The 12,409-nt window shown below is 69.7% G+C and carries 11 protein-coding genes; 9 read left to right on the top strand and 2 right to left on the bottom strand.

What is annotated here, in order from left to right:
* Positions 1-187 precede the first annotated feature (187 nt).
* From eccD to ACWCXX_RS29885, 6 genes are all read left to right on the top strand, one after another.
* Positions 188-1,696, top strand: a complete 1,509-nt coding sequence (gene eccD, locus ACWCXX_RS29910; protein ID WP_451132639.1) for a type VII secretion integral membrane protein EccD — start codon at positions 188-190, stop codon at positions 1,694-1,696.
* Positions 1,697-1,890: 194 nt separating this feature from the next.
* A complete protein-coding gene (gene rpsO, locus ACWCXX_RS29905) occupies positions 1,891-2,181 on the top strand; it encodes a 30S ribosomal protein S15 (RefSeq protein ID WP_351084700.1) in 291 nt (96 codons plus the stop codon).
* A gap of 332 nt (positions 2,182-2,513) precedes the next feature.
* Entirely contained in the window at positions 2,514-4,727 is a 2,214-nt protein-coding gene (locus ACWCXX_RS29900; RefSeq protein WP_451132637.1) for a polyribonucleotide nucleotidyltransferase, read from the top strand.
* Positions 4,724-6,103 (top strand): M16 family metallopeptidase, encoded by a 1,380-nt coding sequence (locus tag ACWCXX_RS29895; RefSeq protein ID WP_451132635.1) that lies wholly within the window; start codon positions 4,724-4,726, stop codon positions 6,101-6,103. The genes ACWCXX_RS29900 and ACWCXX_RS29895 overlap by 4 nt, the downstream gene beginning before the upstream one ends.
* Positions 6,104-6,127: 24 nt before the next feature.
* Positions 6,128-6,880: a 4-hydroxy-tetrahydrodipicolinate reductase gene (dapB, locus tag ACWCXX_RS29890; RefSeq protein WP_451132633.1), complete on the top strand. Its 753-nt coding sequence runs from the start codon at positions 6,128-6,130 to the stop codon at positions 6,878-6,880.
* Positions 6,881-6,892: 12 nt separating this feature from the next.
* A complete protein-coding gene (locus tag ACWCXX_RS29885) occupies positions 6,893-7,351 on the top strand; it encodes a hypothetical protein (protein ID WP_451132631.1) in 459 nt (152 codons plus the stop codon).
* Between the two features lie 110 nt (positions 7,352-7,461).
* Here ACWCXX_RS29885 and ACWCXX_RS29880 read toward each other — a convergent pair whose 3' ends face one another.
* Both ACWCXX_RS29880 and ACWCXX_RS29875 read right to left on the bottom strand, forming a co-directional pair.
* The gene (locus ACWCXX_RS29880; RefSeq protein ID WP_451132629.1) at positions 7,462-8,013 is read right to left on the bottom strand and encodes a hypothetical protein; all 552 of its coding nucleotides are present in this window, start codon (positions 8,011-8,013) and stop codon (positions 7,462-7,464) included.
* A gap of 93 nt (positions 8,014-8,106) precedes the next feature.
* Complete coding sequence (locus ACWCXX_RS29875; RefSeq protein WP_451132627.1) at positions 8,107-8,346, bottom strand: hypothetical protein; 240 nt, start codon at positions 8,344-8,346, stop codon at positions 8,107-8,109.
* A 186-nt stretch (positions 8,347-8,532) separates the two neighbouring features.
* Here ACWCXX_RS29875 and thyX point away from each other — a divergent pair, with 186 nt between their 5' ends.
* The 3 genes from thyX (at position 8,533) to ACWCXX_RS29860 (ending at position 12,139) form a co-directional block, all read left to right on the top strand.
* Positions 8,533-9,270 carry an FAD-dependent thymidylate synthase gene (thyX, locus tag ACWCXX_RS29870; protein ID WP_451132625.1) on the top strand — a complete coding sequence of 246 codons (738 nt, stop codon included), beginning with the start codon at positions 8,533-8,535 and terminating at the stop codon, positions 9,268-9,270.
* 152 nt (positions 9,271-9,422) lie between these two features.
* Entirely contained in the window at positions 9,423-10,322 is a 900-nt protein-coding gene (gene dapA, locus ACWCXX_RS29865) for a 4-hydroxy-tetrahydrodipicolinate synthase (RefSeq protein ID WP_451132623.1), read from the top strand.
* A gap of 131 nt (positions 10,323-10,453) precedes the next feature.
* On the top strand, positions 10,454-12,139 hold the full coding sequence (locus ACWCXX_RS29860; RefSeq protein ID WP_451132621.1) for a ribonuclease J: 1,686 nt from the start codon (positions 10,454-10,456) through the stop codon (positions 12,137-12,139).
* Positions 12,140-12,409 lie beyond the last annotated feature (270 nt).

Raw genomic sequence — 12,409 nt, 5'->3', positions numbered from 1 at the left:
CGCCCCCGTGGCGACGGGCCCCATCCGCAGAGGGATCCTACTGGCGTACGGGGCGGCCGGGGGGCGATAGGGTGTCGCGACGCGTATGAGCATTCGCTAACAGCCGCAAGAAACCGGCCAGTTCGGAGCACGGGCGCGGAACCCGCGCTCCGGGACGCGACCGGAGAACGACGAGGGGGAGCAACAGGTGACGACGACGGCCCGAGCGGCAGCCACCGCATCCGGTCGGCCGGGGACCGGATCCCCACCCGGCGACGGAACCGGTTTCTGCCGGATCACGGTCGTCGCGCCCGACGGCCGCGTCGACGTGGCACTGCCCGAGGACATCGCCGTCGCCGACCTGTATCCGGAGCTCCTCCGGCTGTCGGGACAGGGCCCCGACCGGGGTGCTCCGGTCGGCTACCACCTGGTGCGCCGCGACGGCACCGTCCTCGACGGCGGACGCACCCTGGCCGGGCAGCGCATTCTCGACGGAGAACTGCTGTCCCTGCGCCCCTTCTCCGAGTCCCTGCCGCCCGCCGTCTTCGACGACGTCTCCGACGCCGTCGCCACCGCCGTCGTCCGGGACCGCACCCTCTGGGACGACGGCCTCACCCGCGCGGCCGGACTCCTCGGCGGGTCGGTCCTGCTGGTCCTGCTCGGTTTCGTGCTGTGGACCTCCGACGCCCGGCACGACACGCATGGCCTGCCCGGCGTCCTCGCCGCCGTCGTCGCCGTACTGACCCTCGCGCTCGCCTGCGTACGCGCACGGATCTACGACGACCGGGGATCGTGCACGGCCCTGGGGATCGGCGCGCTCGCGAACGCGGCGGTCGCCGGTGCCGGGCTGCTGCCGCTCGGCGCGGGCCAGGGCATCGGCAGGCTCCAGTTCCTGCTCGCCTGCACCGCCGTGCTGGTGGTGGCCGTGATCCTCATGATCGCCGCCCCCGGTGGGGACGGCGTCTTCGTCGCGTTCGCCTTCGCCGCCGCCGTCGGCCTGCTGATCACCTTCGTCGCGATCACGACCGGCATGACGCCCGCCGAGGCCGCGGCGGTGTGCGCCCCGCTCTCCGTGGGCGTCCTCGCCTTCCTGCCCGGCCTCTCCACCCGGTTCGCCCGCCTGCCCATCGGCTTCGAGCCGCCCCGCACCACCGCCGGTGACTACGGGACGTCCGAACCGGCACCGCAGGGCCCGGTCGACGCCGACCGCATCGCCGCCCAGGCGCGCCGCGGCCACGAACTGCTCGTCGGCCTGGTCGGCGGATGCGCGCTGGTGGCCGTGGGCGCCGCGGCCGTCCTGGGATTCTCGGACGGCGTCTGGGGGCGGCTGCTGGCACTCGCCACCGGGATCGCCATGCTGATGCGCGCCCACCTGTTCCGCTACACGGCCCAGGTCGGCTGCGCCCTGGCGGCCGGCCTCGGCGCACTCGTGCTGCTGGGCCTCGGCCTGTCCCTCAACCCGCCGGCCGACCTGCTGCGCGAGGCCGCCGCGGGGGACGCCTCCGCACTCGACCTCCGCACGATCTGGCTCGGCGCGGCCGTCGCGGGTGCCGCCGCCCTGGTCACCGCCGTGGGGCTGATCGTGCCGCGCAAGGGAGTCACCCCGTTCTGGGGGCGCTTCCTGGAGATCGCCGAGGCGTGCGTGCTCCTGACCCCGATCCCCCTGTGCCTCGCCGTCTTCGACCTCTACCGCTCGATCCGGTCCCTCACCGGCTGACCTGCCCCGGCAGGGCCGCCCGCCCGAACCGGCTCCGCCGGACTGGTACGCTGTGTGACGGCCGTTTGTGTACGCGCTCCCGGATCATCCTGGGAGCTGCGCTCATCGGACCCTCGCTCCCGAGTCATGGAAGCCCCCCTGAGAACGGACCAGGGGCACTCGCGGGCGCATCGAACACCAAAGAGGAGTACCGCGTGTCGCTCGACGCCGCTACGAAGAAGCAGATCATGGCCGAGTTCGCCACCAAGGAGGGTGACACCGGTTCCCCCGAGGTCCAGGTCGCGATGCTCTCCCGTCGCATCTCGGACCTGACCGAGCACCTCAAGGTCCACAAGCACGACCACCACTCCCGTCGTGGTCTGCTGATCCTGGTCGGCCAGCGCCGCCGCCTGCTGCAGTACCTGGCCAAGAAGGACATCCAGCGCTTCCGTGCCCTGGTCGACCGCCTCGGCATCCGCCGCGGTGCGGCCGGCGGCGCCAAGTAAGACGCCGTGAAGGGAGCGGTTCCCACCACTGAGGGGACCGCTCCCTTTGCTGTACGTACGATTGTGCGTATGCGTGCATGCACGGGAAGTGACGGGTCTCCGTACGACCGGCATGCCAAGCTGAGCCGAATCTCAGTAACCTGGTCGGAGAACGACCAACAGACGAGCGAGAAGCAGACCTCCCCGCCGCCGGTCCTCGGTAGTGGCCCCCGGACCCATCGAACCGGGTGCTTCGATCGAAGACCGGCCCGCCGATGGAGGGCTTCTCCGCTACCGTCCCCCGCCACACGGGCGTGGGGGCGCGAAGACGATATGTATCGGAGAAAACGCTAGTGGAGAACGAGACCCACTACGCCGAAGCCGTCATCGACAACGGCACCTTCGGCACCCGCACCATCCGCTTCGAGACGGGCCGCCTGGCCAAGCAGGCCGCCGGCTCCGCCGTCGCGTACCTGGACGACGACACCATGGTGCTGTCGGCCACCACCGCCTCCAAGAAGCCCAAGGACCAGCTCGACTTCTTCCCCCTCACGGTGGACGTCGAGGAGCGGCAGTACGCCGCCGGCAAGATCCCCGGCTCCTTCTTCCGCCGTGAGGGCCGGCCCTCCGAGGACGCGGTCCTCACCTGCCGCCTGATCGACCGTCCGCTGCGCCCCTCCTTCAAGAAGGGCCTGCGCAACGAGATCCAGATCGTCGAGACGGTCATGGCGCTCAACCCCGACCACCTGTACGACGTGGTCGCGATCAACGCCGCCTCCTGCTCCACGCAGCTGGCAGGCCTGCCCTTCTCCGGCCCTGTCGGCGGCACCCGCGTCGCCCTGATCAAGGGCCAGTGGGTCGCCTTCCCGACGCACACCGAGCTCGAGGACGCCGTCTTCGACATGGTCGTCGCCGGTCGCGTCCTGGAGGACGGCGACGTCGCGATCATGATGGTCGAGGCCGAGGCCACCGAGAAGACCATCCAGCTCGTCAAGGACGGCGCCGAGGCCCCCACCGAGGAGGTCGTCGCCGCCGGTCTCGAGGCCGCGAAGCCGTTCATCAAGGCCCTCTGCAAGGCCCAGTCGGACCTCGCCGCCAAGGCCGCCAAGCCCACCGGCGAGTTCCCGGTCTTCCTGGACTACCAGGACGACGTGCTGGAGGCGCTCGCCGACGCCGTCACCCCCGAGCTGGCCCAGGCGCTCACCATCGCCGGCAAGCAGGACCGCGAGGCCGAGCTCGACCGCGTCAAGGAGATCGCCGCCGAGAAGCTCCTCCCGGCCTTCGAGGGCCGCGAGAAGGAGATCTCCGCCGCGTACCGCGCGCTGACCAAGAAGCTGGTCCGCGAGCGCGTCATCAAGGACAAGATCCGCATCGACGGCCGCGGCGTCACGGACATCCGTACGCTCGCCGCCGAGGTCGAGGCCATCCCGCGGGTGCACGGCTCGGCCCTCTTCGAGCGTGGCGAGACCCAGATCCTGGGCGTCACCACCCTCAACATGCTCCGCATGGAGCAGCAGCTGGACACCCTCTCCCCGGTGACCCGCAAGCGCTACATGCACAACTACAACTTCCCGCCGTACTCCGTCGGCGAGACCGGCCGCGTGGGCTCGCCCAAGCGCCGCGAGATCGGCCACGGTGCGCTCGCCGAGCGCGCCATCGTGCCGGTGCTGCCGACGCGCGAGGAGTTCCCCTACGCGATCCGCCAGGTCTCCGAGGCGCTGGGCTCCAACGGCTCGACGTCCATGGGCTCGGTCTGCGCCTCCACCATGTCGCTGCTGAACGCCGGTGTGCCGCTCAAGGCCGCCGTCGCCGGTATCGCCATGGGCCTGATCTCCCAGGAGATCGACGGCAAGACCCACTACGTCGCCCTCACCGACATCCTCGGTGCGGAGGACGCCTTCGGCGACATGGACTTCAAGGTCGCCGGTACCAAGCAGTTCGTCACCGCGCTCCAGCTCGACACCAAGCTCGACGGCATCCCCGCCTCGGTCCTGGCCGCCGCGCTGAAGCAGGCCCGCGACGCCCGCCTCCACATCCTCGACGTGATGAACGAGGCCATCGACGTCCCGGACGAGATGTCCCCGAACGCCCCGCGGATCATCACCGTCAAGATCCCGGTGGACAAGATCGGTGAGGTCATCGGCCCCAAGGGCAAGATGATCAACCAGATCCAGGAGGACACCGGCGCCGACATCACGATCGAGGACGACGGCACCATCTACATCGGTGCCGCCGACGGCCCGGCCGCCGAGGCCGCCCGCGCCACGATCAACTCGATCGCCAACCCGACCATGCCGGAGGTCGGCGAGCGCTACCTGGGCACGGTCGTCAAGACCACCACCTTCGGTGCGTTCGTCTCCCTCATGCCGGGCAAGGACGGCCTGCTGCACATCTCGCAGATCCGCAAGCTCGCCGGCGGCAAGCGCGTGGAGAACGTCGAGGACGTGCTCGGGGTCGGCACCAAGGTCCAGGTCGAGATCGCCGAGATCGACTCCCGCGGCAAGCTCTCCCTGATCCCGGTCATCGAGGGTGAAGAGGACGAGAAGAAGGACGACGCCGCCAAGTGACGTCCCGTAGTTCCGTGACGACGGCCCGTGCCTCTTCGAAGGCGCGGGCCGTCGCCCGTACCCAAACGCTTCTCAAGGGCACCAACGGCATCGGCACGGTCCGCCGCACCGTCCTGCCCGGCGGTCTGCGGGTCGTCACCGAGACCCTGCCCTCCGTACGCTCCGCCACCTTCGGCATCTGGGTCAACGTCGGCTCGCGCGACGAGACCCCGGCCCTGAACGGTGCGACGCACTACCTCGAACACCTCCTCTTCAAGGGCACCGCCAAGCGCAGCGCCCTCGACATCTCCGCCGCGATCGACGCGGTCGGCGGCGAGATGAACGCCTTCACGGCGAAGGAGTACACCTGCTACTACGCGCGGGTCCTCGACACCGACCTGCCGCTGGCCATCGACGTCGTCTGCGACATGCTGACCGGCTCGCTGATCACCCCCGAGGACGTGGACGCCGAACGCGGCGTCATCCTCGAGGAGATCGCGATGACGGAGGACGACCCGGGCGACTGCGTGCACGACCTGTTCGCGCACACCATGCTCGGCGACACCCCCCTCGGCCGCCCCGTCCTCGGCACCGTCGACACCATCAACGCGCTCGACCGCGGCCGGATCGCCCGCTTCTACAAGAAGCACTACGACCCCACCCACCTGGTCGTCGCCGCCGCGGGCAACATCGACCACGCCACGGTCGTGCGCCAGGTCCGCAGGGCCTTCGAACGCGCCGGCGCGCTGTCCCGCACCGACGCCGTCCCGGTCGCCCCGCGCGCGGGCTCCCGCTCCCTGCGCACCGCGGGCCGGGTGGAGCTGCTGAACCGCAAGACCGAACAGGCCCACGTCGTCCTCGGCGTGCCCGGCCTGGCCCGCACCGACGACCGGCGCTGGGCCCTCGGGGTGCTCAGCACCGCCCTCGGCGGCGGCATGAGCTCCCGCCTCTTCCAGGAGGTGCGGGAGAAGCGCGGCCTGGCCTACAGCGTCTACTCGTACACCTCGGGCTTCGCCGACTGCGGCCTGTTCGGCGTGTACGCGGGCTGCCGGCCCAGCCAGGTCCACGACGTCCTCAAGATCTGCCGGGACGAGCTCGACCGGGTAGCGTCCGAAGGACTGAGCGACGAGGAGATCGGCCGCGCCATCGGGCAGCTCTCCGGCTCCACGGTCCTCGGCCTGGAGGACACCGGGGCGCTGATGAACCGCATCGGCAAGAGCGAACTGTGCTGGGGCGACCAGATGTCGGTCGACGACATGCTGGCCCGGATGGCGCAGGTCACTCCCGACGACGTCCGCGAGGTCGCGGGCGAGGTCCTCGGACACCGCCCCTCGCTCTCCGTCATCGGCCCGCTCAAGGACAAGCAGGCCGACCGCCTCGACGAAGCGGTCTCCTAACCCCACCCGTAAGGAAGCAGAGCAATGAGCAAGCTGCGCGTGGCCGTTCTCGGCGCCCGGGGCCGCATCGGCTCCGAGGCGGTACGAGCCGTCGAGACCGCCGACGACATGGAGCTGGTGGCCGCCCTCGGCCGCGGCGACAAACTGGAGACCCTCGCGGAAGCCGACGCCCAGGTCGCCGTCGAGCTCACCACCCCCGCGTCGGTGATGGGCAACCTCGACTTCTGCATCCGGCACGGCATCCACGCCGTCGTCGGCACCACGGGCTGGACCGACGAACGGCTCGCGCAGCTGAACACCTGGCTCTCCGGCTCCCCGGAGACCGGTGTGCTCATCGCGCCGAACTTCTCCATCGGCGCCGTCCTCACGATGAGGTTCGCGGAGCAGGCCGCCCGCTACTTCGAGTCCGTCGAGGTCGTCGAACTGCACCACCCCAACAAGGTCGACGCCCCCTCGGGCACCGCCACCCGCACCGCGCAGCTGATCGCCGAGGCCCGCCGGAAGGCCGGCCTCGCCCCGCAGCCGGACGCCACCACCACGGCCCTGGACGGCGCCCGCGGCGCGGACGTCGACGGCGTCCCGGTGCACGCGATCCGGCTCCGGGGGCTGCTCGCCCACCAGGAGGTGCTGCTCGGCGGCGAGGGCGAGACGCTCACCATCCGCCACGACTCGCTGCACCACAGCAGCTTCATGCCGGGCATCCTGCTCGGCGTCCGCCGCGTGGTGACCACTTCCGGCCTCACGTTCGGCCTGGAACACTTCCTCGACCTGAACTGACTGAGCCCAGCCATGCGCGCAAAGATCACTTACTTCGTCACCGCCGCCGTCCTGGTCTTCTACTTCGTCCTGGTCGGCAGCCGCGGCGTGATGCTCATCGAGCACGGCACCCTGCTGACGGTCGCCTTCGGGGTCGCGGTGCTGATCCTGCCGGTGATCGGGGTCTGGTTCCTCTGGAAGAACACCCAGTTCGTGGCACGGGCCAACGCGCTGGCGGCGGAACTCGACGCGGAGGGCGGCCTGCCGGTCGACGAACTGGTCCGTACGCCGTCCGGCAGGATCGACCGCGACTCGGCCGACGCCGTCTTCGCCCGCCGTCGCGAGGAGACCGAGGACTCCCCGGACGACTGGCGCTGCTGGTTCCGCCTGGCCGTCGCGTACCAGGACGCCAGGGACACCCCGCGGGCCCGGAAGGCCATGCAGCGGGCGATCGCCCTGCACGCCGGATCCGCCGGGGCCGGCACGTCCTGACCCGCACTCCGTGTCCATGGCCCGGACCGGCTCCGGTCCGGGCCATGGACACGGAAAAGACCGAAGCCGCCCGGTGAACAGCTCCCGGACGGCTTCGGCGCATTCTCGTCTCAGACCCGGCGGTACTCGTCCCCCCACGCCTCCAGGGTGTCCGCCGCCCGGTCGAACGCCTCCTCCCGCGTCAGGAAGTCCGCGTTGTTGTCGGTGAGCAGCGGCTCCATCGGCCCGCCCCCCTGACGCACGAGGAGCAGCGCCTGACCCTGCACCGTGCGCGGGAACCCGAGCCACCGCACCGGCTGCTGCACCGTGCGGATCGCGGTGATCCGGTTCCACGGCACGGTCGTCGTCGAGAGGAAGCCCACCCGGCGCACACCGTGCCGGCTCACCCAGGCACCCATCCGGAGCAGCCGCAGGGCACAGGCGATGATCGCGAGGGCCAGCCCCAGACACACGGCGGCGCCCGGCAACGCCCCGGCGAACGCGATGATCATCCCGGCGAACAGCACGAAGGACGCGAGCAGCAACAGGCCCGCTCCGGCCGCGACCCGCCAGGGGCCGGGGCGGTACGGGCGCCGCCAACTGTCGTGGTCGTCGAACGGCAGCGCGGTGTCCTCAGCGCTCGCGTCAAACGCGCGGTCGGCCGTCAGGAAGGGCAGGGGCACGACTGATCCTCACTCACAAGCACGCTCGATTGCTGTGCCCGGTGAGGCTACCGAGGAGGCCGTGACCCGACCACCCCCGGGGGCCCGTACGGGTCAGCGACCGTCGGAGGCCTCGGTCTGCTCGATGTGCGAGGGGCTCTGGGCGGGGCTGAGCGCGGGCAGGCCGAGAACCAGCGAGCCGACGAGACCGGCGACGATCGTCAGCCCGACGAGGGAACGGCCGGCCAGCTGGGAGACACTGGCGCGCTCCCGCGGGGGCGGAGTGACGTTGCTGCGGAATCGGTCGGCCTCGGCCACGAACGAGAACGGGACGGATTCACGCCGGCGGAACATGAGGAAGCTCTCCTTGAACTCTGTTACTGATACTGCTAATGAGTCAGACGTGCGAAAGGCCCGATCGGTGCCCCGAATCGCCGAATTCGTCGAAGAAGTCCCCGGACGGACCTTCCGGTCCTGGTTGTCGGTGGCGGCCCGTAGAGTGGGCGCCGCCCGAGCGACGCGACTGGAAGGACCCCGCCGGTGACCGAGACCCCCGAGCCCGCAAAGCCCAGCTTCCGCAGCGATGTCACCGTCGAGCTGGTGAAACACGCGGCGGGCGACTCCGACGTCCTGTTCGCCGCCCGTGTGTCCACGGCCGGCGAGCAGTCCCTGGAGGAGGTCACCAAGGACCCCGAGCGCTCCAAGGGCCTCATCAACTTCCTGATGCGCGACCGGCACGGCAGCCCGTTCGAGCACAACTCGATGACCTTCTTCATCAGCGCCCCGATCTTCGTGTTCCGCGAGTTCATGCGGCACCGCGTGGGCTGGTCGTACAACGAGGAGTCGGGCCGCTACCGGGAGCTCCAGCCGGTCTTCTACGTCCCGGACGCGTCCCGCAAGCTGGTCCAGCAGGGCCGCCCCGGAAAGTACGAGTTCGTCGAGGGCACCCAGGCCCAGCAGGAGCTCACCGGCCGCGTCATGGAGGACTCCTACCGCCGGGCGTACGAGGCGTACCAGGAGATGCTCGACGCGGGAGTGGCCCGCGAGGTGGCCCGCTCGGTGCTTCCCGTCGGCCTCTTCTCCTCGATGTACGCCACGTGCAACGCCCGCTCGCTGATGCACTTCCTCGGCCTGCGCACCCAGCACGAGCTGGCGAAGGTGCCGTCCTTCCCGCAGCGGGAGATCGAGATGGTCGGCCAGCAGATGGAGGAGCACTGGGCCCGGCTGATGCCGCTCACCCATGCAGCCTTCAACAAGAATGGACGCGTCGCCCCGTAAGTAGTGTCCGTATTGCGACGTTTCGAGAAGTTCATCTAGGCTGATCAAACGGACCCGGCACTGCTTGAACCCCCGAGCAGGCAGTGCCGGGCTCCTATCGCTTGTCCCCCCGAGGGGGCATTGGGCGCTGAGCAGCGAGTAGCGTGTTACCCATGGCTCCGATCTCCACTCCGCAGACCCCCTTCGGGCGGGTCCTCACCGCCATGGTCACGCCCTTCACGGCGGACGGCGCACTCGACCTCGACGGCGCCCAGCGGCTCGCCGCCCATCTGGTGGACGCAGGCAACGACGGCCTGATCATCAACGGCACCACCGGCGAGTCCCCGACCACCAGCGACGCGGAGAAAGACCAGCTCGTACGGGCGGTCCTGGAAGCAGTGGGGGACCGGGCCCACATCGTCGCCGGCATCGGCACCAACGACACCCGGCACAGCATCGAACTCGCCCGCACGGCCGAACGCGCCGGCGCCCACGGCCTCCTCGCGGTGACGCCCTACTACAACAAGCCGCCGCAGGAGGGCCTCTTCCGCCACTTCACGGCCATCGCGGACGCCACCGGCCTGCCGGTGATGCTCTACGACATCCCCGGCCGCAGCGGCGTGCCGATCAACACCGAGACGATGGTCCGCCTCGCGGAACACCCGCGCATCGTCGCCAACAAGGACGCCAAGGGCGACCTCGGCCGCGCGAGCTGGGCCATCTCCCGCTCCGGTCTCGCCTGGTACTCCGGCGACGACATGCTGAACCTGCCGCTGCTCTCGGTCGGCGCCGTCGGTTTCGTCTCCGTCGTCGGCCACGTCGTCACCCCCGACCTGCGCGCCCTCATCGGGGCGTACCTCGGCGGCGACGTCCAGAAGGCCACGGAGATCCACCAGAAGCTCCTGCCGGTCTTCACCGGCATGTTCCGCACCCAGGGCGTGATCACGACCAAGGCCGCGCTGGCCCTCCAGGGCCTCCCCGCCGGCCCGCTGCGCCTCCCCCTGGTCGAGCTCACCGAGCAGGAAACGGCCCAGCTCAAGAGCGATCTCGCCGCCGGTGGGGTAGAGCTCTGATCAACGGACTTCACAACTGAATATGCGAAGAACACTCGCAAGAGCGAAAAACACAGACAACAGCAAGTGCACGAATGACATGCGCGCCACGTGCCCAAGCGGTACGTGGCGCGCGTGGTAAGGAGAGTCTTTTGAGTCATCCGCACCCCGAACTCGGCACCCCACCGAAGCTCCCGAAGGGCGGCCTGCGCGTCACCCCGCTCGGCGGCCTCGGCGAAATCGGCCGCAACATGACGGTCTTCGAGTACGGCGGCCGCCTGCTCGTCGTCGACTGCGGCGTCCTCTTCCCCGAGGAGGAGCAGCCCGGGATCGACCTGATCCTGCCGGACTTCACCACGATCCGGGACCGCCTCGACGACATCGAGGGCATCGTCCTCACGCACGGCCACGAGGACCACATCGGTGGCGTCCCGTACCTGCTGCGCCTGAAGCCGGACATCCCCCTCGTCGGCTCCAAGCTGACCCTCGCACTGATCGAGGCGAAGCTCCAGGAGCACCGCATCCGCCCGTACACCCTCGAAGTCGAGGAGGGCCAGCGCGAGCGCATCGGCGTCTTCGACTGCGAATTCGTCGCGGTCAACCACTCCATCCCGGACGCCCTCGCGGTCGCCATCCGCACCCCCGCGGGCTTGGCCGTCGCCACCGGCGACTTCAAGATGGACCAGCTCCCGCTGGACGGCCGCCTCACCGACCTGCACGCTTTCGCCCGGCTGAGCGAGGAGGGCATCGACCTTCTCCTCGCCGACTCGACGAACGCGGAGGTCCCCGGCTTCGTACCGCCCGAGCGGGACATCTCCAACGTCCTGCGCACGGTCTTCGCCAATGCGCAGAAGCGCATCATCGTGGCGAGCTTCGCCAGCCATGTGCACCGCATCCAGCAGATCCTCGACGCGGCGCACGAGTACGGCCGCCGGGTGGCCTTCGTCGGCCGGTCGATGGTCCGCAACATGGGCATCGCCCGTGACCTCGGCTATCTGAACGTCCCCGCGGGACTGATCGTCGATGTCAAGACCCTCGACGACCTGCCGGACGACGAGGTCGTGCTGGTCTGCACGGGTTCCCAGGGCGAGCCGATGGCGGCCCTGTCCCGGATGGCCAACCGCGACCACCAGATCCGGATCGTCCAGGGCGACACGGTGATCCTGGCGTCGTCCCTGATCCCGGGCAACGAGAACGCGGTCTACCGCGTGATCAACGGCCTGACCCGCTGGGGCGCCAACGTCGTCCACAAGGGCAACGCCAAGGTCCACGTCTCGGGCCACGCCTCGGCCGGCGAGCTGCTGTACTTCTACAACATCTGCAAGCCGAAGAACCTGATGCCGGTCCACGGCGAGTGGCGCCACCTGCGGGCCAACGCCGAACTGGGCGCGCTCACCGGTGTGCCGAAGGACCACATCGTCATCGCCGAGGACGGCGTCGTCGTCGACCTCGTCGACGGCAGGGCCAAGATCGTCGGCAAGGTCCAGGCGGGTTACGTCTACGTCGACGGACTCTCGGTCGGCGACGTCACCGAGACCTCGCTCAAGGACCGCCGGATCCTCGGTGAAGAGGGCATCATCTCCGTCTTCATCGTGGTCGACAGCTCCTCCGGCAAGATCACGGGCGGCCCGGACATCCACGCCCGCGGTTCCGGCATCGACGACTCGTCCTTCACCGCCGTCGTGCCGAAGATCGAGGAAGCGATCAACAAGTCCGCCCAGGACGGTGTGCTGGAGCCCCACCAGGTCCAGCAGCTGGTCCGCCGCACAGTGGGCAAGTGGGTTTCCGACACCTACCGCCGGCGCCCGATGATCCTTCCGGTCGTCGTCGAGGTCTGACCCACGGCCCGACCCGGGCAGCGCGAACTCCGGAGCGGGACCCCCGATTTGCATCGGGGGTCCCGCTCCAGTACGTTTACGGCTCCGCCTGACCGGGAAGCGCCGCGCACAGTCATGTGCTGTGGGCGTGCCGGACGGGGCGGAAATTCCGAATCAGAACTTCTGATAAAGTCGGATCCGCCGAAAGGCAAAAGACCACTTCGACGGTCGCTGGAATTCGAAATCCGGTCCGGAAACGGGACGGGAAAAGGTTCTGGTAGAGTCGGAACC

It is taken from the genome of Streptomyces sp. NPDC001732, from assembly GCF_053596315.1.
This window is presented reverse-complemented; position numbering and strand designations above follow the sequence as displayed.